Origin of the sequence: Pseudomonas lalucatii (assembly GCF_018398425.1) — a bacterium.
Classification (GTDB): domain Bacteria; phylum Pseudomonadota; class Gammaproteobacteria; order Pseudomonadales; family Pseudomonadaceae; genus Aquipseudomonas; species Aquipseudomonas lalucatii.
Map to the genome: position 1 here is coordinate 1,964,944 of NZ_JADPMV010000001.1, position 25,652 is coordinate 1,990,595.

Sequence of the window (25,652 nt, forward strand, 5' to 3'; positions counted from 1 at the left end):
CGGAGGTGAACATGGGCACCCAGCAGCTGCACCTGACTCCGTCCGAGCAGCCTGTGACCGGCAGCTACCGGCTGCAGGTGGCCGAGGTAATAGACGAAACGGCCGACGCCCGCTCGCTGGTGCTGCGGGTGCCGGCCGAGCTGCACGAACGCTTCGCCTACAAGCCGGGGCAGTTCCTCAGTTTCCGCGTGCCCTACCAGGGCAAGCTGCTGACCCGCTGCTACTCCATGGCCAGCTCGCCGCACTGCGACGCCCTGCCCAAGGTGACCATCAAGCGGGTCGCCGACGGCCGGGTGTCCAACTGGATGAACCAAGAGGTGCAGGCCGGCGACTGGCTGGAAGTGCTGCCGCCGGCCGGTCATTTCTGCTTGAACGAGAGCCACCTGGATGACGGCGACAACGAACTGCTGCTGTTCGGCGGCGGCTCGGGCATCACTCCGGTGTTCTCCATCCTCAAGTCGGCGCTGCGTACCACCCAGCGACGGATCAAGCTGATCTACGCCAACCGCGACGAAGCCTCGGTGATCTTCAAGGACGAACTGCGCCAATTGGCCAAGGCCAACGGCGAACGCCTGCAGGTGGTGCATGTGCTGGACTCGGTGCAGGGCTTCCTGACCGCCGCCGAGGTGCGCCAGCTGGTGCGCGGCCATGCCGGCGCCGAATTCTTCATCTGCGGCCCCGGGCCCTTCATGGACACGGTAGAGGGCACGCTGCTGGATCTGGGCGTGGCGTCGGCGCGCATCCATGTCGAGCGTTTCGTCTCGCCGCCCGATCCGGACCAGCTGCAGGCGCAGCAGGCCGAGGCGCGCGCGGCCAGCCTCGATTCGAGCTGCGCAAGCCTGACCGTGGAGCTGGATGGTCAGCGCCACGAGATTCCCTACCAACCCGGCGACACCCTGCTGCAGAGCTGCAAGGCGGCCGGTCTGGCGGTGCCCTCCTCGTGCGAGGAAGGCTTCTGCGGCGCCTGCATGTGCCGGGTCGAGGAAGGCGAAACCCGGCTGGCGCGCAACGACGTGCTCAGCGCCGCAGAACTGGCCGCGGGCTGGACCCTGGCCTGCCAGAGCCGGCCGAGCAGCGCGCAGCTGCGGGTGAAGTTCCCCGATTGAGTGCGTGCGTGCGTGCGTGCGTGCGTGCGCCGAGTGTTAGCTCCTTTTCCCCGGCTCAGGCCGGGCTTTTCTGCGCCCGCCACAACGGGCAACGGCCTGTCGCCAATATGACCTTCCCCTGGCTTAGTCTCAATGGACGATCACCGACGGCCGCGCTGTGGTTAGACTCCGCACGAAGAACCTACTCACAACAATAAAACGAGGTGCGTAATGGCACGATTGCAGAACAAGGTGGCGGTGGTTACGGGTGCCGCTTCGGGTATCGGCCTGGCCTGTGCCCGGCGCTTCGCCGAGGAAGGCGCACAGGTGGTGGGGCTGGATATCGGCGCCGCGCCGGCGGAGTTTCCCGGTCTGTTCATGAGCCTGGACGTGCGTGACGAGGCGCAGATCGAGCAGCTGATGAGCGAGATAGTCGGCCGCTTTGGCCGCCTGGATGTGCTGGTCAATGCCGCCGGCATCGCCGACCAGGGCAGCGTTACCGCCACCAGCACGGCCAACTGGCAACGGGTGCTGGACATCAACCTGACCGGCAGCATGCTCACCAGCAAGTACGCCCTGGCGCCGATGCTGGCCCAGCGCAGCGGCTCGATCATCCATATCGGCTCGATCTTCGGCCTGCAGGGCTGCGACAACAACGTCGCCTACAACGTGGCCAAGGGCGGCATCAACCAGCTGACCCGCTCCATGGCCATCGACTACGGCCATGCCAATATCCGCGTCAACGGCCTGTGCCCCGGGCTGATCGATACGCCTATGACCTCCATGGTCCGCGACAATCAAGCCTTCCATGCCTACTTCGCCTCGCAGCACATGCTGTGCCGCGCCGGGCAACCGGAGGAAGTGGCCAACGTCGCGCTGTTCCTCGCCTCGGACGAGGCCAGCTTCGTCAGCGGGCAGATGATCGCGGTGGATGGCGGTTTCTCCGCCGGCCGGCGTTTCGCTCCGCCGCAGTAAGCCCGCCTCCGCGGGCCGGACGCCCTGCCCGGCCCGCTGCCCCTTTGCCCTGATCCTCTGCCCGAGGAGGTGCCATGTCGCCCGTCGAATCCACCACCATTCCGCAACTGCTGGCCAATGCCTCCCAGGCCTTTGGCGACAGCCCGGCCATCGTCGACGGCGGCCGGCGCATCGGCTACCGCGAACTCGACCGGCTGCGCCAGCAGGCCGCCTATGCCCTGCTCGCCCTGGAGATCCAGGCCGGCGAGCGGGTGGCGATCTGGGCACCGAACATCTGGGAATGGATAGTCGCCGCCAGCGCCCTGCACAGCGTCGGCGCGGTGCTGGTGCCACTGAATACGCGGATGAAAGGCAGCGAGGCGGCCTTTGTCTTGCGCGAGAGCGGCGCCAGCCTGCTGTTCTCAATAGGCGAATTTCTCGGCGTCGACTACCCACGTCAGCTGGACGGCGAGCACTTGCCGGCGCTGCGCCAGATCGTCTGCCTGCGCGGCAGCGCGGCGGATTGCCTGGACTGGGCCGAGTTTCTCGCCCTCGGCCGCAATGTCCCGGCCGCCGTGCTGGCGCGCCGTCAGGTGGCGGTCACGGCGCAGTCGCTGTCCGACCTGCTGTTCACCTCCGGCACCACAGGCCGGCCCAAGGGGGTGATGACCGAGCACGGACAGAACCTGCGGGTGGTGCGTGACTGGAGCGAGGTGGTCGGCCTGCGCCAGGGCGAGCGCTACCTGATAGTCAATCCGTTCTTTCACTCCTTCGGTTACAAGGCCGGCTGGCTGGCGGCGCTGATGCGCGGCTGCTGCATCTACCCGCAGCAGGTGTTCGACGTCGAACAGCTGATGGCCTGCGTGGCCCGCGAGCGGATCAACGTGCTGCCGGGGCCGCCGACCCTCTATCAGTCGCTGCTGGCCCACCCCGAACGCAGCCAGTACGACCTGTCCTCGCTGCGGGTGGCGGTGACCGGCGCCGCGGCGATTCCGGTGCAGATGATCCAGCGCATGCGCGACGAACTGGGCTTCGCGACCATAGTCACCGCCTACGGCCTAACCGAGGCCTGTGGTTTCGCCAGCATCTGCCGCCCCGGCGACCCGCCCGAACTGGTCGCCAACAGCAGCGGCCGGGCCATGCCCGGCGTCGAGCTGTGCTGCGTGGACGCCGAGGGCCGCCGCCTGCCGCCGGGCCAGGCCGGCGAGGTGCTGGTGCGCGGCTACAACCTGATGCGCGGCTACTTCAACGACCCCCAGGCCAGCGCCGAGGCCCTGGACGCCGACGGCTGGCTGCACACCGGCGATATCGGCGTGCTCGACGAGCAGGGCTACCTGCGCATCACCGACCGGCTCAAGGACATGCTGATCACCGGCGGCTTCAACGTCTACCCGGCGGAGATCGAGCAGTGCCTGCTGCGCTACCCGGGCCTGGCCCAGGTCGCGGTGATCGGCATCGCCGACGAGCGCCTCGGCGAGGTGGCCATGGCCTTCCTGCTGCCGACCCCCGGCCGCACCATCGAGGCGTCGGCCGTGCTCGCCTGGTGCCGCGAGCAACTGGCCAACTACAAGGTGCCGCGCCGGGTGCAGGTGGTCGAGGCCCTGCCGCTGAACGCCGCCGGCAAGGTGACCAAAAATGTCCTGCGCGAGTGGGCGGCCGCCGCAGTCTGACCCAGTCCCAGCAGCGCAGCGGCCTGAGGAGGCAGAACCCATGAGCCGCCCCTGCGCCATGCGCGAAGCCGGGCTGCGCCTGGGGAGCGCAGCCCGGCATCCTGCACCCCTCAGACAGCGCCGAAAGCCGCCTCGAACGCGCCGGCGAAGCTCCTGCCACCTCACGCTCGGCCGCCAGGGTCTCGGCCTTGAGCATGTCGGCGGCGTCCCCCTCGCACAACTCGGCGAAAGCCGGGCTGGTATGGATGAAGTCTAGGGGGCGGCGACGAGGAGAAGTTCCAGCGCAACCTGACGGCGATGCTGGACAGCTGCAAGCGTTTCCTCGACTTCGACAAGATCGATGTAGTGCCCACCAGCCAGTACCCGATCAAGCTGCCGACGGCGGTCTGAGACCAGGTGGCGAGGCCTGCGCAACAACCGACGGGCCCTAGGGCCCGTCGGTTGTTTGCACTTCAGATCACCCGCGCGGGATGTTGCAGCCGTGGCGCGCCGAGCATCTCGCGGTAGGACGGCGGCTGGCGGCCCGCGGCCTCGCTGATGCCGTAGCGCGGGGCGATCTCGGCGGTGACCAGGGTCTGCCCGCTATAGCTCGGCAACTCGGGGTCGCCCAGCAGCGCGTGGATCACCCGGCCATTGAACTCGGGCGTCTCGGCCTGGGCCAGAAACGCCTGGTACTGCTCGCCGTGCTGCGCGCCGGCGAGGCGCGTGCGCTCGGTCAGCTGCGGACCCAGCCACAGCGACAAGGCGGCCACGCCGCTGCCCTCGAAGTCGATGGCCATGTCCGCCGCCAGCTTGTCGACCCCGGCTTTCTGCGCGCCGTAGGCCGGGCCGTGCATGTAGCAACCGGCGCCGAACGAGGAGGTGAAACAAATCAGCCCACGGCCCGCCTTGAGCAGCAGCGGCGCGGCGTAATAACTGGCGACATAGGCCGAGCGCAGGCCGACCTCGAGGATGTCCACCAGCTCCAGCGGCTTGCTCCAGAAGGGGCCCGGCTCGATCAATTGTTCATGGATAAAGGCGGCGTTGTTCACCAGCAGGTCCAGGCGCCCGCATTCCTCCGCGACCCGGGCGAACAGCGCCCGCACCTGGGCATCCTCGGCATGGTCGCAGTGCACCGCGATGCCGCGACCGCCGGCGGCGCCGATGGCCGCGGCGGTGCCTTCCAGCGAGCCGTCGAGGGCCTGGCCATAGAGTTTGGAACCGGCCTGGGCCGGGGCGCGACCGGTGACATACACGGTCATGCCGGCGGCGCCCAGGGCCAGGGCGATACCGCGGCCGACGCCACGGCTGGCGCCGGTAACCACGGCGACTGGGGACGTTGCAGTTGGCATGGGCAGCTCCTGAGGTTAAGCCTGATCGGCGGATTCGGCGGGCACGCACGGGCTGTGCAGGCGTGGTTTGATCTGGCTCTTGATATGGTTGGCCGCGAGATAGCCGAAGCACATCGCCGGGCCGATAGTCGAGCCGGCGCCCGGGTAGGTGCGGCCCATCATCGAGGCGGCGCAGTTGCCGATCGCATAGAGCCCGGCGATGGGTTGACCGTCGACATGCAGCACGCGGGCATGGGTATCGGTGAGCAGGCCGCCCTTGGTGCCGATGTCGCCGGCGTCGATGCGCACCGCGTAGTAGGGGCCCTTGCTCAGCGGCGCCAGGCAGGGATTGGGCCGTACATGGGGGTCGCCGTAGTAGCGGTCGAACAGCGACTCGCCCTTGTGGAAATCCTCGTCGCGGCCCTGCTCGGCCATGCCGTTGAAGCGCTCGACCGTCGCCGTCAGGCCCGCCGGGTCGACGCCGATCTGCCCGGCCAGCGCCGCCAGGCTGGCGGCCTTGTGGAAGTAGCCGCGTAGCGCCTTGGGCACCTGCCAGTCGGGCTGGGCATAGCCGGGCAGCAGCGCGCCGCAGGGATATTTGCGCCTGAATTCGGCGTCGAAGACCATCCAGCAGGGCACGCTGGTCGCGCCTTCGCGGTTGTGCGCGTACATGGCGTAGACGATGTCGGTGTAGGGCGCCGCCTCGTTGACGAAGCGCTGGCCGGCGGAATCGACCAGGATGCAGCCGGGCAAGTTGCGCTCGACGAACATCGCCCGCTGTTTCTCCTCGCCGGCGACGTGGCTGGTCGGCGCCCACCAGCTGTGCGCCATCAGCGCGGTGGCCGCGCCTATGCCCTGACCGGCACGAATCGCATCGCCGGTATTGTTGGGCGGCGTGGCGCTCCAGGCGGCTTGCGAGGGTTGCGGCAGGTACTGCGCGCGCATCGCCTGGTTACGCTCGAAGCCGCCGGCACCGAGGATCACGGCATGCCGCGCCTTGATCCGCAGCGGCTGTCCCTCGCGACTGACCAAGGCGCCGCAGACCCGCCCGTCGTCGATGATCAACTCGTCCAGGGCGCAGTTCAGCCACAGCGGCACGCCACGGTCCAGCAGCGAGGCACGCAGGGCGCCGATCAGCGCGTTGCCCAGGGTCAGGAAACGGTCGCGGCGCGACAGCCTCCGGCCCTGCCAGTCGCGCCAGTAGCGCCACAGCACCTTGGCGGTCAGGCGCAGCCAGCCGGGGCCGCGACACAGCAGCACCTGCGCTTCCTTCATGGTCATGGCCATGCGTCCCAGCATCAGGGTGCCGGGCGATGGCGCGCGCATGCGCAAAAATTCCTCGCCCAGCTCGGCGGCGTCGAACGGCAGCGGGTCCATGGAGCGGTAGCCCGGCTTGCCGCCTGCCACCTCCGGGTAGTAGTCGGCGTAACCGGGCTGCGCCTCGAAGCGCACCCGGCTGTGCCGCTCGAGGTACTCGACCATCTCGCGGCCGCGTTCGACATAGGCCTCGATACGCCCGTCGTCGACCTCCCCCTGGGTCACCGCCTGGATATAGCGGATGCCCTCCTCCACCGAGTCGCTGCCGCCGAGGGCGGCGATGCGGTGATTGTTGGGAATCCAGATGCCCCCGCCGGACACCGCCGAGGTGCCGCCGTACTGCTCGCTCTTCTCGATCAGCAGCACGTCGAGGCCGAGGTCGTGGGCGCGCAAAGCGGCGGTCATGGCGCCGGCGCCGGAGCCGACCACCAGCACATCGCAGGCTTCATCCCAGTAGATCGTGCCGTCATTCATGGGACCATCTCCGCTCAGGGTCTAGAGGACAAGGAGCCGCCGCCGTCAGCCCGGAGCTGTGCGCAGTCGACCCGGGATTGTTCGCAGCAGTCGCGCCGAGAGGCATCGTCCGATGGGACTAAAATCATGGGAGAAAACCTGCGCCGATCGGGTTAGTCCGCTTGGACGATGTTGGTCCTTAGACGATGACTCCATAGTCACACCAGCTCCCCCAAAAAACCTGAAACGCAGGTCGGGTAGCACCGACTTCTGTATGAGGACGACATGATAAAAACAACAATCGCCCCGCAACCGCTACGCACCGCCATCCGCCTCGGCCTGGCCGTGTTCGCCGGCGGCCTGGCCAGCCAGGCCAGCGCCCTGTCCTTCCAGCCCAGCGATGAGCTGAGCATCGACTGGGACACCACCCTGAGCTACAGCCTGGCCTGGCGCACCGAAGGTCGCGATCGGCGGCTGACCGCTAACGCCAATGGCAACGACGGCGACAATGCCTTCGACAAGGGCAGCCTGATCAACAACCGCGTCGGCTTCCTCACCGAGGCGGACTTCAAATGGCGCGGCGACTACGGTCTGTTCATGCGCGCCGCCGGCTTCTACGACCGGGTCTACGACCAGGGTAACGACAACGACAGCGGCACTTCCAACTGCTTCGCCGGGGGTCAATGTTCGCGTCCCGACCGTTTCTCCCAGGAGACCATCGACCAGCACCGCGAGGACCTGCGCCTGCTCGATTCCTACTTCTACGGCAGCTGGGAGCTGGGCGGGCGCAACCTCAACCTGCGCCTCGGCGATCAGGTGGTGAGCTGGGGCGAGAGCCTGTTCTACCAGGGCATCTCCTCGGCGCAGAGCCCGGTGGACGCGACCAAGGCGACCACCCCGGGGGTCGAGGTCAAGGAGATCCTGCTGCCGGTCGGTCAACTGTTCGGCCAGTTCAACCTGACCGACAACCTCGACCTGCAGGCCTACTACCAGTACGAATGGGAGAAGACCGAACTGTTCGGGGTCGGCAGCTACTTCTCCACCACCGATTTTATCGACGAAGGCGGCTTCAACGACTCCACCGGCTTCCTCCGTCGGCTGAGGGACGACAAGCCGAGTGACAGCGGCCAGTACGGCATGGCCCTGACCTACACCGCCGAATCGCTGAACAACACCGAGTTCGGCCTCTACTATTCGCGCTTCCACGCCAAGACCCCGGTGCTGGACTTCCAGACCGAGCTGGGCAGCTACCGGGCGCGCTACTTCGACAACATCGACCAATACGGTGCCAGCTTCGCCACCGTGCTCGGCGAGACCAGCTTCGCCGGCGAGGTCAGCTACCGCGACGGCCAGCCGGTGTTGGTCGACAACGGCTTCGGCAGCCCGGTCAAAGCCGAGACCCTGCAGGCGCAGATGTCGATGATTCACGTGCTTGGTCCGACCGTCTGGGCGGACAACACCACCCTGGTCGGCGAGGTGATCTACAACACCGTGCTGAGCAACGACGAATCGCAGCCCTTCACGCCCTTCCCAGGCTTCACCCTGCCGGGCACCGACACCCTGTTGTTCGACCGCGACGCCTGGGGCTACACCGTGCAGGCGACCCTCGACTACAACAACGTGTTCAGCGGCTGGGACATGTCGCTGCCCATCACCTACAGCACCGCCGCGCAAGGCGACAGCTCGCTGCTGGGTTCGATCAACTCGGGTGAGGGCGACGACCGCATGAGCATCGGCAGCTCCTGGCGCTATCTCGGCAACTTCACCGTGGAGGCTAGCTACAACGCCTATCTGGGCAACGCCAAGAACTCCCCCCTGGCGGATCGCGACCACCTCGCGCTCAACTTCAAGTACCGTTTCTGAAGCCTCTGACGGAGGAATCCAGCATGACCCTAAGATCCCACTTCCTGCTGCATACGGCCCTGGCCGCCGCGCTGCTCGGCGCCAGCCTGGCCGCCCAAGCCAAGGTCGGCCCGGAACAAGCCGCCCGCCTGGGCCAGGACCTGACCCCCATGGGCGCAGAGAAGGCCGGCAACGCCGACGGCAGCATCCCCGCCTGGTCCGGCCAATGGCGCGGCGCGCCGCCCCATGTGCAGTTCGCCGGCCCGGGGGCGGTCTACCCGGACCCCTACGCCGACGAGAAGCCGCTGTTCGTCATCACCGCCGAGAACATGGCGCAGTACGCCGACAACCTCAGCGACGGCCAGCAGGCGCTGCTCAAACGCTACCCCAGCACCTTCAAGATTCCGGTCTACCCCAGTCATCGCGACTTCCGTTATGACCAGAAGAGCGAGGAATACATCAAGCACAATGCCCTCAACGCCGAACTGATCGACGGCCCTAGCGTCAAGAACGCCTTCGGCGCCTCGCCCTTCCCGGTCCCGCAGAATGGCAACGAGCTGATACTCAACCACACCATGCAGGGGCGCGCCGCGAAAGAAGAAGCCGCCTACCTTCAGGCGGTGAACTACGCCGACGGCAACAAGGTGTTCGAAAAGGTCAATTACAAGATCTACTCGGTCTGGTCCGACCCGGGCAAAAGCCTGGATACCCTCGGCGGCATGTTCACCCACTTCCTGCTCACCACCCTGGAGCCGGTGCGCAAGAAGGGCGAGATGGTGGTGGGTCACGAGTTCGTCAACCCGGTGGGCAATCCGCGCCAGGCCTGGATGTATGCACCGGGACAGCGCCGGGTGCGCCGTGCGCCCACCGTCGGCTATGACTCGCCCACCGGCGCCGGCGGTTTCCGCGTGTACGACGAGGATCGTCTGTTCAACGGCGCCCCGGATCGCTACGAGTGGACGCTCAAGGGCAAGAAGGAGCTGTACATCCCCTACCACAACTACAGGCTCGATGATCCCAGCGTGACCACCGAGCAACTGTTGGCCACCAATGGGCATCTCAATCCCGACCACATGCGCTATGAGAAACACCGGGTCTGGGTACTGGAGGCCAAACTCAAACCCAACAGCCGGCATATCTATGCCAAGCGCGTGCTCTACCTCGACGAGGACTCCTGGGCCGCCGTGCTGGCCGACAACTACGACAGCCGTGGGCAATTCTGGCGCACCAATATGCAGACCTCGATCTACGCCTACGACATGCAGCGTTATCACTCCCGCCTGGGTGTGTACCACGACCTGATCGCCGGCTCCTACATGGTCGACCGCCTGCTGGTCGATCAGCAGCCGGCCCTGCTCAATGCCAGCAGCTTCAGCGAAAGCGACTTCACCCCCAGCAACCTGCGCAAGCTGGGCACCCGCTAAGTCCTGGCCTGGCTGCGCGCCACGCGCGCCAGCCAGGCATCGGCTTAGCTGCATGCCCTGAGGCCGACGCGCCTCCCCCAGCATTCAAGCACTCACACACCCGTAATTGAGCGGCCTTCGCCTGGTTGTGCACAGACGAGGGCCCTTCAACCCGGGCCCAAGGCTGCCGCGCGCCTGTCATACCCGCTCGACCGCCTGGCGGGCCTTTTTTGCCCTTCGGCTAAACCCTGTGGAGACAATAACAATGAGAAACCTGCTAGCCACTTCACTGACCCTGGTCGCCGTGTCCCTGGCGCCGTCGGCCCATGCCCTGAACATCTTGCTGACCAACGACGACGGTTGCCGCGCCCCCGGTATCGCCGCGGTGCACCAGGCCCTGATCGCCGCTGGCCATCAGGTCACCCTGGTGGCCCCGGCGCTCGACAACAGCGGCATAGGCGCGGCCAGCGTGGTCAGCCCCGGCCAGGCCCTGGCGGTGACCGAACTGGCCCCCGGCAAGTACTGCGTCGGCGCGCCTGCCGAGCATGCCCCGGAGCATGGCAAGAACGGCGCCATCGGCACCCCGGTGGACGCGGTCAACCTCGGCCTCGACCTGCTGCTCAAGGACAATCCGCCGGACCTGGTGGTCTCCGGCACTAACTTCGGCGACAACGTCGGCCCGCTGACGCAGATGTCCGGCACGGTCAACGCCGCCGTACGGGCCATGTTCAAGGGGGTGCCGGCGATCGCGGTGTCCACTGGCATCGACCTCGAACTGATCATGCGCGACCGCCAGGCCGGATACCTGAAGACCCTCAACGCCCTGGACGACACCGCCAACTTCGCCGTCAAGGTGATCGACAAGGCCAGCGCGGAAGGCGCCAAGGCCAAACAGCAGTGTGTTAAGAGCGGCGGCAAGGCCAAGCCGTTCTGCGAACTGAACGTACTCGGCCTGCCCGGCACCACGGGGCTGAACATCAACTACCCGGCCCGTGAGGCCGGTGAGGTGCAAGGCGTCAGTTATGCGCCGATCGGCGACTGGGGCATGGTCGGCTTCCAGACCCAGCGTGGCGGCGACGGTGTGGTCCGGGTCAATCTGGCGCCACCGCCGACGCCAACCGCCGAGCAGCAGCGGGCGGATGCCTACCAGCTGTTCACCGGCAAGGCGGTGATCACCGTCATCGACGGCAATATGAGCGCCCCCGAAGCCCTGCAGCAGCAAGCCAAGCAGATGCTCGAGGGCCTGACCCCATAGGTCCGCCATGAGTTGATGCCCTGGAAAGTCAGAAGGCCCCTGCCGGCTTGCGGCAGGGGCCTTCTTTTTGGCTATGTACCCGTTATGTGTTGCACGGAGCCGGAGTTCTTTGTCGCAGCCAGCTTGCTGGCGATCCCTCTCACAGCGGAAAGCATCGCCAGCAAGCCGGCTCCTACAGACGCTGTGTCTTGGCCTGTTAGCCATTGCAACAACCAATCGGGACATGGCCTAAAACCAAGCCCCGGCAGCGTACGCGCCGGGGCTTGGTTTATTGTTGCGCCGCCGCAACCAAGCGGATGCGGCGCTAGAGACTCAGTCGGCCAGGGCCTGGAAGGGAACGAACTCCACCACCTCCAGCTCGAAGCCGGCTACCGCCTTGTAGGGTACCGGCGAACTCAGCAGGCGCATCTTGCGCACATTGAGGTCGCGCAATATCTGCGCGCCTATGCCCAGGGTGCGCTGGGCAAACTGCGGCGGCCGCGGCTTGCCCGCGCTCTGCTGGCACAGTTGCTCGAACAGGCCGTCCGGGGTCTCCCGCTGGGCCAGCAGCACCACCACCCCGCTGCCCTCGGCCGCTATCTGGGCCATGGCGCGGTCCAGGTTCCACTGCGCCGGCCCGCTCTCGGGCTCGCAGCCCAGGGCATCGCGCAGGGTCTCGACCGCCTGCACCCGCACCAGGGTGGGCCTATGGCTGTCGACTCGGCCTTTGACCAGGGCCAGATGCAGTTGCCCCCGATACGCATCCTGGTAGGTCAACACACGAAACTCGCCATGCCGGGTACGCAGCGGGTATTCGCCGGAATGCTGGATGCAGCCTTCGTGGAGGATGCGGTAGTGGATCAGTTCGGCGATGCTGCCGATCTTCAGCCCATGCTGCTGGGCGAACTGCAGCAACGTCTCGCCCTGGGCCATTTCGCCGGCCTCGTCGAGGATGCTGACCAGGATGGCCGCCGGCAATAGACCGGCCAGGCGAGTCAGGTCGCACGCCGCCTCGGCCGGGCCGGCACGGTTCATCACCCCACCCGGCTGCGCCTGGATCGGGAAGATATGCCCGGGTTGCACCAGATCGCCGGGGCGGCTGGCCGGGTCCACCGCGACCTGCACCGAACGCGCCCGATCGGCGGCCGAGATGCCGGTACTGACCCCCTCGGCCGCCTCGATCGAGACGGTGAAGCCCTGGCCGTGCGGAGCCCGCGAATGAGGCACCATCAGCCCGAGGCCGAGTGTCCGGCAACGCTCCTCGGTGAGCGCCAGGGAGATCAGCCCGCGGGCCTGCACGGCCATGAAATTGATCGCCTCGGCGTCGACCTGTTCGGCCGCCATGAGCAGCACGCCGTCGGTGTGCTGCTCGTCGTCGCTCAGCACCACCATCTCGCCGTGACGCAGAGCCTCGAGCAGCTCCTGAATACTGTTCAACTGCATGCCAGACCTCTCAATTCAAAGCCGCGCGCAGATCGGCGGCAGCGGCGCTCAGGGCTTCGCCGGCGCGCTCGACGAACGGCGCCATGCTGACGAAGCCGTGGATCATGCCGTCATAGCGCTGCAGACGGCAGGCCACGCCAGCCTGCTGCAGGCGCTGGGCCAAGGCCTCGCCCTCGTCGCGCAGCGGGTCGAACTCGGCCGTGATCAGAGTCGTTGGCGGCAGGCCGCTCAGGTCTTCGGCCAGCAGCGGCGAAGCCAGCGGGTCATCGCGCTGTTCGGCACGTTCCAGGTACTGCTGCCAGAACCACTGCATCTGCGCCCGGCTGAGGAAGTAGCCCTCGGCGAATTGCCCATAGGAGTCGCTGCCACAGCGCCCGTCGGTGACCGGGTAGAACAGGCACTGATAGGCGATGCGCGGCCCGCCTTGCGTGGCCGCCAGGCGGCTCACCGCCAGCGCCAGGTTGGCTCCGGCGCTGTCGCCGGCCAGGGCCAGGCGGTTGGCATCGACGCCCAGCGCCTCGGCCTGCTCGACCAGCCAGCAGGTGGCGCGGTAGCAGTCCAGCGGCGCCGCCGGGAACTTGGCTTCCGGCGCCAGGCGATAGGCCACCGACACCACCGCGGCGCCGCTCTGTTTGGCCAGGGCGCGACACAGATTGTCATGGGTATCCAGAGTGCCGATGACGAAACCGCCGCCGTGGAAGAACACCAACAGCGGCAGGTTCGCCTGGTCCAGCGGCCGGTACAGGCGGGCGTCCAGCTCGCCGGCGGCGCCGGCTACGCGCAGCTCGCGGACCTCGGCCATGGGCTCGCCGGGGATAGGCGGCATCAGGTTGTCGGAGAACTGCCGGTAATCTGCAGCGTGGAGCCGACCGAAGTCGGGCTCGGGCAGGCCACTGAACTGCTGCAGTACCGTGGCGATCTGCTTATCCAGCGACATGGCTAGCTCCTGGCTCATCGGCCGCAACGAATTGGAACACCGGGTTGCTCTCCTCCAGCACGCTCTGCACCCGGCGCTGCAGGGCCGGCTTGAATAACTTGTGCGGGAGTATCCAGAAGCGCTTCTCGGCAATGGCGGCGAACACCAGTTCGGCCAGCCGCAGCGGGGTCATGCCCTGACGGATGCTGGCGTCGAGCAGCTGGTTGAGTTGCGCGCCGGCGACCCCTTCGACCTGGTCGGATGCCATGATTTCGCTGGCCACCGGCCCCGGGCAGAGCACCGACACCGACACGGATGCCTGCAACTGGCTGAGTTCGTAGTGCAGGGTTTCCGAGAGCGCCACCACCGCCTGCTTGGTCACGTTGTAGGGCGCCATCAAAGGGCTGCTGAGCAGGCCGGCGAGCGAGGCGGTATTGATCACATGGGCCGGGCGACCCTGGGCCAGCAGCAGCGGCACGAAACTGCGGATGCCGTTGATCACCCCGTCCAGGTTCACCCTGAGCATGCGCTGCCACTGGGCGTGGCCGATCTCCCAGCAGTGACCGGTCTGCATCACCCCGGCATTGTTGAACAGCAGATCGACGCCGCCGCAACGCGCCACCGTGAAGTCGCGCAGGCACTCGACCTGGGCCGGATCGCCGACATCGGCGACGCAGGCGTGGGCCTCGGCGCCGCGGCCTTGCAGCTCGGCGCACAGCGCCAGCAACCGCGGCTCATCCACATCGCTGAGCACCAGGCGCATGCCCAGCCCCGCGGCGTATTCGGCCAGGCCGCGGCCAATGCCGCTGGCCGCTCCGGTGATCACCGCCACGCGGCCCTGTTCACTGCTCATGCTCGACTCCTGCTGAAAGTGGTAGCGCAACCAGTAGAGCCGCCCAGGCCGGGCCGGCCATCGTCCATTCAGACGATGCCCCACGCTGTGGGCGTTGCAGAATCCGTAACGTGCACCAGCGCTGCCCCAGGTTTGCCTGAGCCTGCGCCAGCCCAATCAGCAACGCCTGCGGAGAACAACAAGATGAGCACCCTGCATCGCATCGAAACGCGCCAACTCGAAGACCGTTACGCCCGTGGCTGGCACTGCCTCGGCCTGGCATCCCACTACCGCGACGGCAGGGCCCACCGCCTGGACGTGTTCGGCACCCGCCTGGTGGCCTTCCAGGGCGAGGACGGCGAATTGCATGTGCTCGACGGCTACTGCCCACACATGGGCGCCGACCTCAGCCAGGGCTGCGTCGAGGGCAACTCGCTGCGCTGCCCCTTCCACGCCTGGCGCTGGGGCGCCGATGGCGTGTGCGACGATATTCCCTACGCCAAGCGCATCCCGCCACGGGCCAAGATCAAGAGCTGGCCGCTGATGGAGGAGAACCAGCTGCTGTTCGTCTGGAACGACCCGGAAGGCAACCCGCCGATCGCCGAGCAGCGCATCCCGCGCATCGCCGCCTGCTTCGACGACGAGTGGGCCGACTGGGAAGTGGCCGAGCTGCAGATCGCGACCAACTGCCGCGAGCTGATCGACAACGTCGCCGACATGGCGCACTTCGGCACCGTGCACGGCGCCCCGGTCGAGGCATTCAGCAACGTCTTCGAGGGCCATAGGGCGACCCAGATCATGCGGGCGCGCAGCGAACGGCTGTCCGGCGACAGCGAGCTGAGCACGGTGGCCACCTACTTCGGCCCGGCCTACCAGATCACCGAGATGACCGGCGAAATGGACGGGCAGCCGATCCACTCGATCCTGCTCAACTGCCATGTGCCGATCGACCTCAACAGCTTCACCCTGCGCTACGGCGTGCTGGTGAAGAAGATCCCCGGACTCAGCGACGCACAGAACAGCGCCATGGCCAAGGCCTACGTGCAGCAGGCGCAGGCCGCCTTCTACGAGGACGTGGCGATCTGGCACAGCAAGACCCGGGTCGACAACCCGCTGCTGTGCGACGGCGACGGTCCGGTCTACCAGCTGCGCAAGTGGTATGCGCAGTTCTACAGCGACGTCGCCGCGCTGCCGGCCGAACTCGGCGAGCGCAAGGTGTTCGCCGTACGCAGCCCGGAGCCGGCCTGAAAACGCGGGATGGCGGCAGCCCCTGGTGCCATCCCGCCGCCCTCTAGCCTGGGCGTTGCACTCGGCAGAAGGCGCCGTTTATGCTCGGGGGCCGACACTGCATAAAAATAACAACGGTACCCCTATGGCACGCACTCTCAGCCTCGAGACGTTCAGCGAGTTGCTCGGCAATCTCTATCAGGGACCGCTGGAGACTATTCCCTGGGCCAGCTTCCTCAACCAGCTCAACCTGCACCTGGACAGCAAGTACGTCACCTTCATCCTGCGGCCGCCGAGCCAGCACGACAGCGGCCTGATGGTCAACACCACCGGCACCTCGGCCGAGGCCACCGCCTCCTACAACCAGCACTTCTTCACCCTCGACCCCTTCGTCGACCTGCCCAACCGCCAGGTCGTCACCCTCGCCGAATTCGTCTCCACCGACGACTGGCTGAATTCCGAGTTCTACAAGAACTTTCTCGAACCCGTGGACGTGTTCCACATCCTCGGCGCCGACATCAACACCAGCGACGGTGCGCAGTGCCGCATCCGCATCAGCCGCGGGCGCGCCAGCCCGGCCTTCGACGACACCGACAAGGCGCTGCTGGCGCAATTCATCCCGCACCTGGAGCGCTCGATCAAGATCCATATGCAGCTCAACCGCATCGAGACCGAACGCAACCTGTATGCCGGCGCGGTCGACCAGATGGCGGTGGGCACCATCATCCTCGACGAGGCCGGCAAGGTGCTGCAGACCAACCAGGTCGCCGATCTGCTGCTGCAGGACAAGGACGGCCTCAAGCTGGTCAACGACGGCCTGCAGGTCGGCACCACGCGCGACACCCAGGAGTTCCGCCGCCTGGTCAAGCAGTCGCTGCTGTCGCAGAAGAGCGGCACCCCCTCGGTGGTCGAGGCGTTGCGCGTGCAGCGGCCGTCCGGGCGCGCCGACCTGGGCATCATCGTCCGCTCGGTGCCGCTGTCGGCCTGGAGCGAGGGCAAGCAGTGCCCGGCGGTGGTGATCTTCATCAGCGACCCGGAACAGCAGTCCAGCGCCCCCCAGGAGATCGTCCGGGCGCTGTTCGACCTCACCCCGGCCGAGACCCAACTGGCCATGCTGCTGGCCAACGGTCTGACCCTCGACGAGGCCTCGGAAGAGCTGGGCATCAGCCGCAACACCGCGCGCGCACACCTGCGCTCGACCTTCTCGAAGACCGGGGTGACCCGCCAGACCATGCTGGTGCGTCTGATCCTGCGCAGCGTGGCGACCCTCGGTTAAGCGCTAGTCCGCATGGACGATGGCGGGGTGGGCGCTGACGCGCAGAGTGTCATCACCGAGACACCCTCCCCACGCACAGGGGCCACACCATGCGCAGCTGTCCGACCATCCTGAAAACCGAACTGCTGGCCGAAAGCGGCTACTTCCAGATCGAGGCCCTGCACCTGCAATTCAGCAACGGCCAGCAACGGGTCTACGAGCGCCTGCGCGGCACCGGTTACCGCTCGGTAATGCTGGTGGCGCTGCCCGACCCGGAGCATGTACTGCTGGTGCGCGAGTATGCGGTGGGCGTGGAACGCCAGGTGCTCGGCCTGCCCAAGGGCGGCGCCGAACCGCACGAGAGCTACCTGCAGGCGGCGCAACGCGAGCTGATCGAGGAGGTCGGCCTGCGCGCCGAGCGCCTCACCGAGCTGGGCGAACTGACCCTGGCGCCCGGCCACCTGTGCCATAGCTGCCAGGTGATCCTCGCCGAACAGTTGAGCCCCTGCTACCTGCCGGGCGACGAACCCGAGCCGCTGGAGCTGATTCGCCTGCCGCTGAGCCAGATCGGCGAGCTGGTGGCGCACGGCGAACTGCACGAGGCCCGCGCCATCGCCGCCTTGTTCATGGCCCTCAGCGCCCTCGCCCGGCGCGCCTGAAGCAGCGCCGAAACGCCGTCTATCGTCCGCCTCCGCGGCCTAGTCCATTCGGACGAAGCCCGCCGCATGGTCGCCGCCTAAGGTGAGCGCATAACAACAAGCTCCAACGCCTGCCGCAGTGGCAAAACCGTCTGACTGCGGCGGCTTGAGGAAGCCGAGGTGCGCCATGAAGAACCCTGCGATAGTGCTGCTGCTTGTCATCTGCGTCGCCAGCCTGGCCGCCCTGAGCCTGCTGCTGCCCCCTCCCGCCTATCGAGTGGCGAGCCAACCCACCTGCCAGGCCTATGTCGGCGGCTGTTACATGCCTCCGCCCTCGATCCACCGCCTGCTGCCCTGAGCCGCCGCGCCTGGTCACGCCCGCCTCGAAGGCCGGGCGAACGGCTCGGCGCGTCCTGCACCGACATGCCCGGTGGGCACCCAAAAAAGGCTATGCCCCCGGTTACCTGTTGCCTGCAGCAATTCCTTGTAGGAGCGGGCCATGCCCGCGATCCGCACGCGGCCAGACCATTTCGCGGCCATGGGCCGCTCCTGCGGATAGCGCGGTTTGCTCTCCTCGCCCCCATCAGGGCAAGAGGCAATCTGGGCAGCTGAGCAAGCGCGCAACACCTATCTGGGACAGAGTCAAAAAAAACGGCGGGGCTCGCATGGCGGGCCCCGCCGTGGTTAAGCCGGTTTCGGCGCTCAGGTCGGCAGCACGCCGCGGGCCCGCGACAGGGTCAGGGCCAGGTCTTCGATCATGTCTTCCTGACCGCCCACCGTGCCGCGCCGGCCCAGTTCCACCAGCAGCTCCCGGGCGGAGATGCCGTACTTCTGCTCGGCGCGCTTGGCGAACAGCAGGAAGGAGCTGTAGACCCCGGCGTAGCCCAGGGTCAGGGCGTCGCGATCCAGGCGGATGGGCTGGTCCATCATCGGCACCACCAGGTCCTCGGCCACGTCCATGATGGCGTAGAGGTCGACGCCGCTGCTCACGCCCATGCGCTCGAGCACCGCGACGAATACCTCCAGCGGAGTGTTACCGGCGCCGGCGCCGAGCCCCGCCACCGAGCCGTCGATGCGCGCGGCGCCCGCCTCGATGGCAGCCAGGGAGTTGGCGATGGCCATGCCCAGGTTGTGGTGGCCGTGGAAGCCGACCTCGGTGCGCGGGTTCAGCTCGGCGCGCAGCAAGCCGATCTTTTCCGACACCTCGGTGGGCAGCATATAGCCGGCCGAGTCGGTGCAGTAGATGCAGTTGGCGCCGTAGCTCTCCATCAGCCGCGCCTGCTCCAGCAGTTTTTCCGGGCTGAGCATATGCGCCATCATCAGGAAGCCGACGGTGTCCAGGCCCATCTTGGCCGCCATGCCGATGTGCTGCTGCGACACGTCGGCCTCGGTGCAGTGGGTCGCCACGCGAATGGTCGACACGCCGTAGTCATGGGCCATCTTCAGGTGCTCTACTGTGCCGATGCCCGGCAGCAGCAAGGCGGAAATCTTCGCCTGCTGCATCCGCGGCACCACCGCGGCGAAATACTCCTCGTCGCTGTGCGCCGGCATACCGTAGTTCAGCGAGGCGCCACCTAGGCCGTCGCCGTGGGTGACCTCGATCAACGGGATGCCGGCGGCATCCAGGCCGCTGGCCACCGCGACCATCTGCTCCAGGGAAATCTGATGCTGCTTGGCGTGCATGCCGTCGCGCAGGCTCATGTCGTGGAGGGTGACGCGTTTACCGTGCAAGTTCATGGGGTTCTCTCCACTTAGCGAATGGGCAACTGAAGCGCGCCCTTGTGCGCCTCTTCGGCAAACATCTCGGCGGTGCGCAGGCCGGCGGCGGTCATGATGTCGAGGTTGCCGGCGGATTTGGGCAGGTAGTCGCCAAGCCCTTCCACCTCGATGAAGATCGACACCTTGTTGCCGTCGAAAACCGGCCCGTTGATCAGCTTGTAGCCCGGCACGTAGCGCTGCACCTCCTTGACCATGTGCAGCACCGAGGCGCGGATCTCCGCCTGGTCCGGCTCGCCCTCGGTCAGGCAGTGGATGGTGTCGCGCATCATCAGCGGCGGCTCGGCCGGGTTGATCACTATGATCGCCTTGCCGCGCTTGGCGCCGCCGATCTGTTCCACAGCGCCGGCGGTGGTGCGGGTGAATTCGTCGATGTTCTGCCGGGTGCCCGGGCCCACCGAACCGGAGGACACGGTGGCGACTATCTCGCCGTAGCTGACCGGCTGCACCCTTGAGACCGCGGCGACCATGGGGATGGTGGCCTGGCCGCCGCAGGTGACCATGTTGACGTTCAACGCCAGGCTGGCGGCGTGCTGTTTGAGGTTCACCGGCGGCACGCAGTAGGGGCCGATGGCCGCCGGGGTGAGGTCGATCATGATCACCCCCAGCGCGTTGAGCTTGCGGCTGTTCTCGGCGTGCACATAGGCCGAGGTGGCGTCGAAGGCGATGCGGATGTCGTCGTCCAGCACGTGCGGCAGCAGGCCGTCGACGCCCTCTGCGGTGGTCTTCAGGCCGAATTCGCGAGCGCGCTTGAGGCCCTCGGATTCGGGGTCGACGCCGACCATCCACACCGGTTCGATCCAGTCCGAGCGGCGCATCTTCATCAACAGGTCGGTGCCGATATTGCCCGGGCCGATGATTACCGCTTTGAGTTTCTTGCTCATGCTCATTCCTCGAAGGACACCCGGGCACTGCCCAGGCCGTCGATGGTCAGGGAGAAGTGGTCGCCGGCCGTGACCGGCTCCAGCGGCACCAGCGAACCGGAGAGGATGATCTCGCCGGCCTTGAACGGAATGCCGAAGGCGCCCAGGGTATTGGCCAGCCAGGCCACCGCGGTCAGCGGGTTGCCCTGCACGGCGGAGCCGAGGCCCTCGCTGATCCGCTGGCCGTTCTTGAACACCTGCATGCGCAGCTTGGGCAGGTCCAGATCACGCGGATCGAGGCGCTGCTCGCCGAGCACGAACACCCCGCAGGAGGCGTTGTCGGCGACCGTGTCCTGGATGCGGATGCGCCAGTCCTGGATGCGCGAATCGACTATCTCGAAACAGGGCATCACGCTCTCGGTGGCCTCCAGCACGTCCTGCTCGGTGATGCCGGGGCCGACCAGGTCGTGCTTGAGCAGGAAGGCGATCTCGCCCTCGGCGCGTGGCTGGATCAGGCGGTTGGCGGAAAGCGAAATGCTCGCGCCCTCGGCGAAGTGCATCTGCCGGGTGAGAAAGCCGAAGTCCGGCTGGTGCACGTCGAGCATCTGCTGCACCGCCGCGGAGGTGACACCGATCTTCTTGCCGACTATGGCGTCGCCGGCCGCCACCCGCCGTTCCACCACCTGCAGGGAGATGTGGTAGGCGTCCTCGATGCCGATCTGCAGCCAACGCGCGCTCAGCGGCGGCACGCAACGGCCGTTGCTCAGGGCCTGGTACAACTCGGTGGCGTACTGCTGGCGCAGCGCCTGTTGCAGGGCGAGGTCGTTGCTCATGGCCGGCCCTCCGCGAGAAAGTCCAGGCACTGGCGATTGAACAGCTCGCGGTGCTCGACCATCACCCAGTGCCCGCATTCGCTGAGCAGGGTGAAGCGGATATTGCGGCAGGCCTGCAGCAGGGTCTGGGCGCCGGAGGCCGGGCAGAACTTGTCGTTGATGCCCCAGAAGCCGAGGATCGGACACTGCAGTTCGCCCAGGCGCGGCGTCAGGTTGGGCACCTGCATGCTGCTCAGCACGCACGGCGGCTGCTGCGGCACCACGGCGACCCGCTCGGCCACGGTTTCCTCGTCGATCAGCGCCGGATCGAACAACTGCAAGGTCAGCAGGCGACGCATGCCGGCGGCGTCCTTGAGCTCGCCATTGGCAAAGGCCGCGGCCATCTGCTGGATGCCTTCCATCTGCAGGTAGTACTGCTCCTTGTCCATCAGCCCGCCCGGCGCCATCAGCACCAGCTTGGCGACCCGTTGCGGCTGGTCCAACGCCAGCTTGAGGGCGATGGCGCCGCCCAGGGAGTTGCCCACCAGCACGCAGCGCTGGATATCCAGGGCATCCAGCAAACCGACTAGGGCGGCGACGAAGAAGTCCAGGCTGTAAATGGTCTCGGGTTTGTCCGAGACGCCGTAGCCCGGCAGGTCCGGCACTATCACCCGGTGGCCGGCGGCGGCGAACGCAGGGTGGTTCTGCTTGAAGTTGCTGTAGCCGCTGGCGCCGGGGCCGCTGCCGTGGATAAACACCACAGGCTCGCCCTGCCCGGCTCCCAGATCCAGATAGTGCAGCCTGAGTCCATCGTGCAACGTGACGAAATGCCCTTGCGGTCTAGCGCCCATGGGGTCCCCCTCGGAGTTCGCGGTTTGCCGGATTATTCCCAGGCCCCGGGCGGCGCAACATCGTCCGAGAGGACTACAAGGCGGACCGCGTCGAGCGCGTCGTCCTTGTGGGTGGATCTCGCGTTGCACATCCACCGGCTCTTGGTGGCCAGCCACCCCGTGGAAAACGCTTCGCGGTTTTCCACCCGACGAAACCACCACGCTCTGTAGCCCTAGTCCCTTCGGACGTAGGCACCGCGCTGCATTCGCCCTAGCCTCGGGCTAAATCGAAACAGGCGAGCGAGGCCGAGATGCACGACCCCATGGATTTTCGCGGCAAGGTGGTACTGGTGACCGGTGGCGGCAAGGGCGTCGGCCGCGGCATCAGCCGGCGCTTTCTCGAGTGCGGCGCCGAGGTGCTGATCTGCGGGCGCGAGGCGCCGGCCAGCCTGCCCGAACACGACGGCCGCCAGGCGCTGTTTTTGCCCTGCGACCTGCGCGACTGGGAGCAGGCGGTGGCCCTGATCGATGCGGTGACCGAGCGCCACGGCCGCCTCGACGTGCTGGTCAACAACGCCGGCGGCGCGCCCAACGCCGAGGCCGCCACCGCCTCGCCGCGCTTCTCCGAATCGATCATCCGCCTCAACCTGCTGGCGCCGCTGAACCTCTGCCAGCTGGCCAACCGGGTCATGCAGCAGCAGCCCGAGGGCGGCGCCATCATCAACATCTGCAGCGTCAGCGCCACCCGCCCCTCCCCGGCACCGCCGCCTACGGCGCGGCCAAGGCCGGGCTGCTCAACCTGACCCGCTCGCTGGCGGTGGAGTGGGCGCCGAGGGTGCGGGTCAACGCGGTGACCGCCGGGCTGATCCGCACCGAACAGGCCGAACTGCACTATGGCGATGCGACCGGCCTGGCGCGGGTGGCGGCGACCATTCCGCTGCAGCGCCTGGCCGAGCCGGAGGATATCGGCGATGCCTGCCTGTACCTGGCCTCTCCCCTCGCGCGCTACGTCAGCGGCGCCGATATCGGCGTGCACGGCGGCGGCGAACGCCCGGCCTTTCTCGACGCCGCCCAGGCCCATTAAGTGGGACACCCGCATATGACCTCAAGTGCCAGCCATAGCCTGCTGATCGATCTGCCCTGCGCCCAGGTCTGGAGCAAGCTGCGCGACCTGAGCCTGGCCCCGCACTATGTGCCGGACCTGACCGGCTGCCAGTTGCATCCCGGCCCGCAGCAGGGCCTGGGCGCCAGTCGCCGGGTGTTCCAGAAGAACGGCCACTGGCTGGATGAGACCGTGGAGCAATGGCGCGAGGGCGAGGGTTTCCTGATCCGCCTGCACCGTGGCGCCAAGGGCGCGCCGCCGCCCTTTCGCGAGGCCTGGTTCCGCTACGCCATAGCCGCGGACGGCGAGCGCACGCGCTTCACCGCCAGCCTGATCTACCGTCCGGCCGGCGGGCCGCTCGGCCGGCTGCTGGATCGTCTGTTCTTGAGGCGCGCGCTGAACAAGGTGGTGGCGCAGATAGCCGTCAACCTTAAGGCCTTCTACGAGACCGGCGAGACGCGCAACCCGGCGTTCCTGCTGCCACGGCCGTAGACCCGTAGGATGGGTGGAGCCTGCGATACCCATGGCGGTTTTCCGGCCATGATGGGTATCGCTGCGCTCAACCCATCCTACCCGCTCGCCCCGCCAACGGCGCTAGGCCGGGCGGCTGTATTCGGAGTGCGCGCGAAAGCGCGTCTCGACTATCTTCCAGCCAGCCTCGGTCAAGCGATAGCGGTCCTGGTAGAAGCCACCGAGCTGGCGGGTGGCGCCACTGCTGGCGTCGATATTGAAATACCACAACGCCCAACGCCCCTCGGCCTCGCTCGCCGAAAGCAGTTCGATCTCCGGGTTGGCGCCGTGGTGCAGGTCGATCACCGCGTCCCGGCAGGCCAGCTCGCGGTACAGGGCGACGAAGGCCTCGCGCTCCTTGAACAGGCCCAGGGGGCCGTAGTCGATCAGCACCTCGCCCGCGGCGAAGCAGTCGCGGATGCACTCGACATCCTTGAGGTCGCAGGCGTTGAGGTAGCGGTGCTTGAGCCGGCGGATCGCCTCCAGCGCCTCCAGCCGGGCAATGCGTTGTTCCAGGCTCATGGCTCACTCCGCAGCTGCAGGTTGAGCGCACTCCAGTAGGCCCTCATCGAGCGGATCTTGCCGGCGGCATCGAACTCCATCACGTCGATCACCTCGATCGAGCAGGGCTGGCCGCCCCAATCCAGGTCCACGCGAAAGGCCATGGCGCCGCAGCCGTTGAGGGTGGCGCGCACCGGCCCGCAGAGCGTCGCGCGGGCCTCACTCAGGCCCAGGCCCTCGCGGTAGAAGGCGTCGATGGCATCGAGGCCGACTATGGGCGCCTTGCCCACCGGGTCCTCGACCACCGCGTCGCTCGCGTAGAGCGCGACTATGCCGTCGATATCGCCGGCGTCGACCAGTTCGACGTAGCGCGCCATGCATTGCTGTATCTGTTCCGGCTTGATCATCTGCTGCCCCTCCCTATGCCACTTCGAACAGCGCCGCGGCGCCCATGCCGCCGCCGACGCACATGCTCACCACCACAAAGCGCACGCCGCGGCGCCGGCCCTCGAGCAGGGCGTGGCCGACCATGCGCGCGCCGGACATGCCGAAGGGATGGCCGATGGCGATGGCGCCGCCGTTGACGTTGAGGCGCTCGTCGGGAATGCCCAGCTTGTCGCGGCAATAGAGCACCTGGCAGGCGAAGGCCTCGTTGAGTTCCCACAGGCCGATGTCCTCGACCCTGAGGCCGTGGCGCTTGAGCAGCTTGGGGATCGCATAGACCGGGCCGATGCCCATCTCGTCGGCATTGCAGCCGGCCACCGCCAGGCCGCGGTACAGGCCCAGGGGCGCCAGGCCCTTCTGCTCGGCCAGCTTGGCGCTCATCAGCACCACGGCGCTGGCGCCGTCGGACAGCTGCGAGGCGTTGCCGGCGGTGATGAACCGCCCCGGGCCGGTCCACTGGCCGCCCTGCCACACCGGTTCCAGCGCCGCCAGGCTGTCGCGGCTGGTGGACGGCCGGTTGCACTCGTCGCGCTCCAGGGTGACGCTCTGGTAACGGGTCTCGCCGCTGGCCTTGTCGAAGATCGCCTGACGCGCGGTCAGCGGCGCCAGTTCGGCGTCGAACAGTCCGGCGTTCTGCGCCCGGGCGGTACGCAGCTGGCTCTGGTAGCTGTAGTCGTCCTGCGCCTCGCGGCTGATGCCGTAGCGCGCCGCGACTATCTCGGCGGTCTCGATCATCGGGATATAGGCGCAGGGATCGCGCTCGAGCACCGCGCTCGACTGGTTGCGGTAACTGTTCTTGTGCTTGTTCTGCACCAGGGAGATGGACTCCAGGCCGCCGGCCACGGCGATGTCCAGCTCGTCGCAGATGATGCCCTTGGCCGCCGTGGCGATGCTCATCAGCCCCGAGGCGCACTGGCGTTCGACGGCCATGCCGGCCACGCTCGGCGGCAGGCCGCCGGCGATAGCGCAGAGGCGGCCGAGGTTGTAGGACTGGGTGCCCTGCTGCGCCGCGGCGCCGATCAGCACGTCGTCCACCTCGCCCGGTTCGAGGCCGGCACGACGCACCGCCTCGCGCACCACGTGGCCGCCCAACAGCGGCGCCTCGGTGTCGTTGAAGACGCCGCGAAAGGCCTTGCCGATCGGCGTGCGCGCGGTGGAAACGATGACGGCTTCTTTCATTGCGGTAATCCTCGAAGGTAATTCAATAGCTCGACTGAAAGCGTCACGGGCACGCA

General features: G+C 67.3%; 23 protein-coding genes and 1 pseudogene. 12 read left to right on the forward strand and 12 right to left on the reverse strand.

What is annotated here, in order from left to right:
- The first annotated feature begins 11 nt into the window (after positions 1-11).
- The 3 genes from I0D00_RS08935 (at position 12) to I0D00_RS08945 (ending at position 3,709) form a co-directional block, all read left to right on the forward strand.
- The gene (locus I0D00_RS08935) at positions 12-1,106 is read left to right on the forward strand and encodes a ferredoxin--NADP reductase (RefSeq protein ID WP_213639368.1); all 1,095 of its coding nucleotides are present in this window, start codon (positions 12-14) and stop codon (positions 1,104-1,106) included.
- 210 nt (positions 1,107-1,316) lie between these two features.
- Complete coding sequence (locus tag I0D00_RS08940; RefSeq protein WP_213639369.1) at positions 1,317-2,060, forward strand: SDR family NAD(P)-dependent oxidoreductase; 744 nt, start codon at positions 1,317-1,319, stop codon at positions 2,058-2,060.
- A gap of 74 nt (positions 2,061-2,134) precedes the next feature.
- Positions 2,135-3,709: a FadD3 family acyl-CoA ligase gene (locus I0D00_RS08945; protein WP_213639370.1), complete on the forward strand. Its 1,575-nt coding sequence runs from the start codon at positions 2,135-2,137 to the stop codon at positions 3,707-3,709.
- 452 nt (positions 3,710-4,161) lie between these two features.
- Here the strand turns inward: I0D00_RS08945 and I0D00_RS08950 are convergent, their stop codons facing one another.
- Together I0D00_RS08950 and I0D00_RS08955 are read right to left on the reverse strand one after the other, a co-directional pair.
- The gene (locus I0D00_RS08950) at positions 4,162-5,040 is read right to left on the reverse strand and encodes an SDR family NAD(P)-dependent oxidoreductase (RefSeq protein WP_213639371.1); all 879 of its coding nucleotides are present in this window, start codon (positions 5,038-5,040) and stop codon (positions 4,162-4,164) included.
- Positions 5,041-5,055: 15 nt separating this feature from the next.
- Positions 5,056-6,810 carry an FAD-binding protein gene (locus tag I0D00_RS08955; protein ID WP_213639372.1) on the reverse strand — a complete coding sequence of 585 codons (1,755 nt, stop codon included), beginning with the start codon at positions 6,808-6,810 and terminating at the stop codon, positions 5,056-5,058.
- A 264-nt stretch (positions 6,811-7,074) separates the two neighbouring features.
- On the opposite strand from I0D00_RS08955, the gene I0D00_RS08960 reads away from it, so the two are divergent.
- The 3 genes from I0D00_RS08960 (at position 7,075) to surE (ending at position 11,289) form a co-directional block, all read left to right on the forward strand.
- On the forward strand, positions 7,075-8,652 hold the full coding sequence (locus I0D00_RS08960; RefSeq protein WP_213639373.1) for a DUF1302 domain-containing protein: 1,578 nt from the start codon (positions 7,075-7,077) through the stop codon (positions 8,650-8,652).
- Between the two features lie 23 nt (positions 8,653-8,675).
- On the forward strand, positions 8,676-10,055 hold the full coding sequence (locus I0D00_RS08965; protein WP_213639374.1) for a DUF1329 domain-containing protein: 1,380 nt from the start codon (positions 8,676-8,678) through the stop codon (positions 10,053-10,055).
- Between the two features lie 244 nt (positions 10,056-10,299).
- Entirely contained in the window at positions 10,300-11,289 is a 990-nt protein-coding gene (gene surE, locus I0D00_RS08970; protein WP_213639375.1) for a 5'/3'-nucleotidase SurE, read from the forward strand.
- A gap of 312 nt (positions 11,290-11,601) precedes the next feature.
- On the opposite strand, the gene I0D00_RS08975 is transcribed toward surE, so the two are convergent.
- The 3 genes from I0D00_RS08975 to I0D00_RS08985 are packed head-to-tail and all read right to left on the reverse strand — an operon-like array spanning position 11,602 to position 14,480.
- Positions 11,602-12,711: a 3,4-dihydroxy-2-butanone-4-phosphate synthase gene (locus I0D00_RS08975; protein ID WP_213639376.1), complete on the reverse strand. Its 1,110-nt coding sequence runs from the start codon at positions 12,709-12,711 to the stop codon at positions 11,602-11,604.
- Positions 12,712-12,721: 10 nt separating this feature from the next.
- On the reverse strand, positions 12,722-13,648 hold the full coding sequence (locus I0D00_RS08980; protein ID WP_213639377.1) for an alpha/beta hydrolase: 927 nt from the start codon (positions 13,646-13,648) through the stop codon (positions 12,722-12,724).
- Positions 13,635-14,480, reverse strand: coding sequence for an SDR family NAD(P)-dependent oxidoreductase (locus I0D00_RS08985; protein ID WP_213639378.1), 846 nt, complete (start codon positions 14,478-14,480; stop codon positions 13,635-13,637). The genes I0D00_RS08980 and I0D00_RS08985 overlap by 14 nt, the downstream gene beginning before the upstream one ends.
- 183 nt (positions 14,481-14,663) lie before the next feature.
- Here I0D00_RS08985 and I0D00_RS08990 point away from each other — a divergent pair, with 183 nt between their 5' ends.
- The 4 genes from I0D00_RS08990 to I0D00_RS09005 all read left to right on the forward strand — a co-directional run bounded on the left by I0D00_RS08990 (position 14,664) and on the right by I0D00_RS09005 (position 17,937).
- Positions 14,664-15,707, forward strand: a complete 1,044-nt coding sequence (locus I0D00_RS08990; RefSeq protein WP_213639379.1) for a 3-ketosteroid-9-alpha-monooxygenase, oxygenase component — start codon at positions 14,664-14,666, stop codon at positions 15,705-15,707.
- A gap of 124 nt (positions 15,708-15,831) precedes the next feature.
- The gene (locus I0D00_RS08995) at positions 15,832-16,962 is read left to right on the forward strand and encodes a helix-turn-helix transcriptional regulator (protein ID WP_213639380.1); all 1,131 of its coding nucleotides are present in this window, start codon (positions 15,832-15,834) and stop codon (positions 16,960-16,962) included.
- A gap of 89 nt (positions 16,963-17,051) precedes the next feature.
- A complete protein-coding gene (gene nudE, locus I0D00_RS09000; protein ID WP_213639381.1) occupies positions 17,052-17,600 on the forward strand; it encodes an ADP compounds hydrolase NudE in 549 nt (182 codons plus the stop codon).
- A gap of 166 nt (positions 17,601-17,766) precedes the next feature.
- On the forward strand, positions 17,767-17,937 hold the full coding sequence (locus I0D00_RS09005; RefSeq protein ID WP_213639382.1) for a hypothetical protein: 171 nt from the start codon (positions 17,767-17,769) through the stop codon (positions 17,935-17,937).
- A 344-nt stretch (positions 17,938-18,281) separates the two neighbouring features.
- Here the strand turns inward: I0D00_RS09005 and dmpG are convergent, their stop codons facing one another.
- From dmpG to I0D00_RS09025, 4 genes are read right to left on the reverse strand one after another with little or no spacing between them, the layout of a single operon-like run.
- Complete coding sequence (gene dmpG, locus I0D00_RS09010) at positions 18,282-19,316, reverse strand: 4-hydroxy-2-oxovalerate aldolase (RefSeq protein ID WP_213639383.1); 1,035 nt, start codon at positions 19,314-19,316, stop codon at positions 18,282-18,284.
- 14 nt (positions 19,317-19,330) lie between these two features.
- Positions 19,331-20,239, reverse strand: a complete 909-nt coding sequence (locus tag I0D00_RS09015) for an acetaldehyde dehydrogenase (acetylating) (RefSeq protein ID WP_213639384.1) — start codon at positions 20,237-20,239, stop codon at positions 19,331-19,333.
- 2 nt (positions 20,240-20,241) lie between these two features.
- Positions 20,242-21,051 carry a fumarylacetoacetate hydrolase family protein gene (locus tag I0D00_RS09020; protein WP_213639385.1) on the reverse strand — a complete coding sequence of 270 codons (810 nt, stop codon included), beginning with the start codon at positions 21,049-21,051 and terminating at the stop codon, positions 20,242-20,244.
- Positions 21,048-21,881 carry an alpha/beta fold hydrolase gene (locus tag I0D00_RS09025; protein WP_213639386.1) on the reverse strand — a complete coding sequence of 278 codons (834 nt, stop codon included), beginning with the start codon at positions 21,879-21,881 and terminating at the stop codon, positions 21,048-21,050. Before I0D00_RS09025 ends, I0D00_RS09020 begins: the two co-directional genes overlap by 4 nt.
- 290 nt (positions 21,882-22,171) lie before the next feature.
- Between I0D00_RS09025 and I0D00_RS09030 the strand changes: the two are divergent.
- Both I0D00_RS09030 and I0D00_RS09035 read left to right on the forward strand, forming a co-directional pair.
- Positions 22,172-22,944: pseudogene (locus I0D00_RS09030) on the forward strand (SDR family oxidoreductase).
- 15 nt (positions 22,945-22,959) lie between these two features.
- A complete protein-coding gene (locus tag I0D00_RS09035; protein WP_213639387.1) occupies positions 22,960-23,454 on the forward strand; it encodes an SRPBCC family protein in 495 nt (164 codons plus the stop codon).
- Between the two features lie 102 nt (positions 23,455-23,556).
- On the opposite strand, the gene I0D00_RS09040 is transcribed toward I0D00_RS09035, so the two are convergent.
- The 3 genes from I0D00_RS09040 to I0D00_RS09050 are packed head-to-tail and all read right to left on the reverse strand — an operon-like array spanning position 23,557 to position 25,596.
- Entirely contained in the window at positions 23,557-23,994 is a 438-nt protein-coding gene (locus I0D00_RS09040) for a nuclear transport factor 2 family protein (RefSeq protein WP_213639388.1), read from the reverse strand.
- The gene (locus I0D00_RS09045; protein ID WP_213639389.1) at positions 23,991-24,380 is read right to left on the reverse strand and encodes a steroid Delta-isomerase; all 390 of its coding nucleotides are present in this window, start codon (positions 24,378-24,380) and stop codon (positions 23,991-23,993) included. Before I0D00_RS09045 ends, I0D00_RS09040 begins: the two co-directional genes overlap by 4 nt.
- A gap of 13 nt (positions 24,381-24,393) precedes the next feature.
- Positions 24,394-25,596 (reverse strand): acetyl-CoA C-acyltransferase, encoded by a 1,203-nt coding sequence (locus tag I0D00_RS09050; protein WP_213639390.1) that lies wholly within the window; start codon positions 25,594-25,596, stop codon positions 24,394-24,396.
- Positions 25,597-25,652 lie beyond the last annotated feature (56 nt).

What these genes read in the sequence shown, in the direction of transcription:
- I0D00_RS08985 (WP_213639378.1), bottom strand. Translation starts at nt 14,480, where the DNA reads ATGAGCAGTGAACAGGGCCGCGTGGCGGTGATCACCGGAGCGGCCAGC.
- I0D00_RS08975 (WP_213639376.1), bottom strand. Translation starts at nt 12,711, where the DNA reads ATGCAGTTGAACAGTATTCAGGAGCTGCTCGAGGCTCTGCGTCACGGC.
- surE (WP_213639375.1), top strand. Translation starts at nt 10,300, where the DNA reads ATGAGAAACCTGCTAGCCACTTCACTGACCCTGGTCGCCGTGTCCCTG.
- I0D00_RS09015 (WP_213639384.1), bottom strand. Translation starts at nt 20,239, where the DNA reads ATGAGCAAGAAACTCAAAGCGGTAATCATCGGCCCGGGCAATATCGGC.
- I0D00_RS08990 (WP_213639379.1), top strand. Translation starts at nt 14,664, where the DNA reads ATGAGCACCCTGCATCGCATCGAAACGCGCCAACTCGAAGACCGTTAC.
- I0D00_RS08950 (WP_213639371.1), bottom strand. Translation starts at nt 5,040, where the DNA reads ATGCCAACTGCAACGTCCCCAGTCGCCGTGGTTACCGGCGCCAGCCGT.
- I0D00_RS09050 (WP_213639390.1), bottom strand. Translation starts at nt 25,596, where the DNA reads ATGAAAGAAGCCGTCATCGTTTCCACCGCGCGCACGCCGATCGGCAAG.
- I0D00_RS08935 (WP_213639368.1), top strand. Translation starts at nt 12, where the DNA reads ATGGGCACCCAGCAGCTGCACCTGACTCCGTCCGAGCAGCCTGTGACC.
- I0D00_RS08945 (WP_213639370.1), top strand. Translation starts at nt 2,135, where the DNA reads ATGTCGCCCGTCGAATCCACCACCATTCCGCAACTGCTGGCCAATGCC.
- I0D00_RS08960 (WP_213639373.1), top strand. Translation starts at nt 7,075, where the DNA reads ATGATAAAAACAACAATCGCCCCGCAACCGCTACGCACCGCCATCCGC.
- I0D00_RS08955 (WP_213639372.1), bottom strand. Translation starts at nt 6,810, where the DNA reads ATGAATGACGGCACGATCTACTGGGATGAAGCCTGCGATGTGCTGGTG.
- I0D00_RS09040 (WP_213639388.1), bottom strand. Translation starts at nt 23,994, where the DNA reads ATGAGCCTGGAACAACGCATTGCCCGGCTGGAGGCGCTGGAGGCGATC.
- I0D00_RS08995 (WP_213639380.1), top strand. Translation starts at nt 15,832, where the DNA reads ATGGCACGCACTCTCAGCCTCGAGACGTTCAGCGAGTTGCTCGGCAAT.
- dmpG (WP_213639383.1), bottom strand. Translation starts at nt 19,316, where the DNA reads ATGAACTTGCACGGTAAACGCGTCACCCTCCACGACATGAGCCTGCGC.
- I0D00_RS09045 (WP_213639389.1), bottom strand. Translation starts at nt 24,380, where the DNA reads ATGATCAAGCCGGAACAGATACAGCAATGCATGGCGCGCTACGTCGAA.
- I0D00_RS09020 (WP_213639385.1), bottom strand. Translation starts at nt 21,051, where the DNA reads ATGAGCAACGACCTCGCCCTGCAACAGGCGCTGCGCCAGCAGTACGCC.
- I0D00_RS09035 (WP_213639387.1), top strand. Translation starts at nt 22,960, where the DNA reads ATGACCTCAAGTGCCAGCCATAGCCTGCTGATCGATCTGCCCTGCGCC.
- I0D00_RS09005 (WP_213639382.1), top strand. Translation starts at nt 17,767, where the DNA reads ATGAAGAACCCTGCGATAGTGCTGCTGCTTGTCATCTGCGTCGCCAGC.
- I0D00_RS08940 (WP_213639369.1), top strand. Translation starts at nt 1,317, where the DNA reads ATGGCACGATTGCAGAACAAGGTGGCGGTGGTTACGGGTGCCGCTTCG.
- nudE (WP_213639381.1), top strand. Translation starts at nt 17,052, where the DNA reads ATGCGCAGCTGTCCGACCATCCTGAAAACCGAACTGCTGGCCGAAAGC.
- I0D00_RS09025 (WP_213639386.1), bottom strand. Translation starts at nt 21,881, where the DNA reads ATGGGCGCTAGACCGCAAGGGCATTTCGTCACGTTGCACGATGGACTC.
- I0D00_RS08965 (WP_213639374.1), top strand. Translation starts at nt 8,676, where the DNA reads ATGACCCTAAGATCCCACTTCCTGCTGCATACGGCCCTGGCCGCCGCG.
- I0D00_RS08980 (WP_213639377.1), bottom strand. Translation starts at nt 13,648, where the DNA reads ATGTCGCTGGATAAGCAGATCGCCACGGTACTGCAGCAGTTCAGTGGC.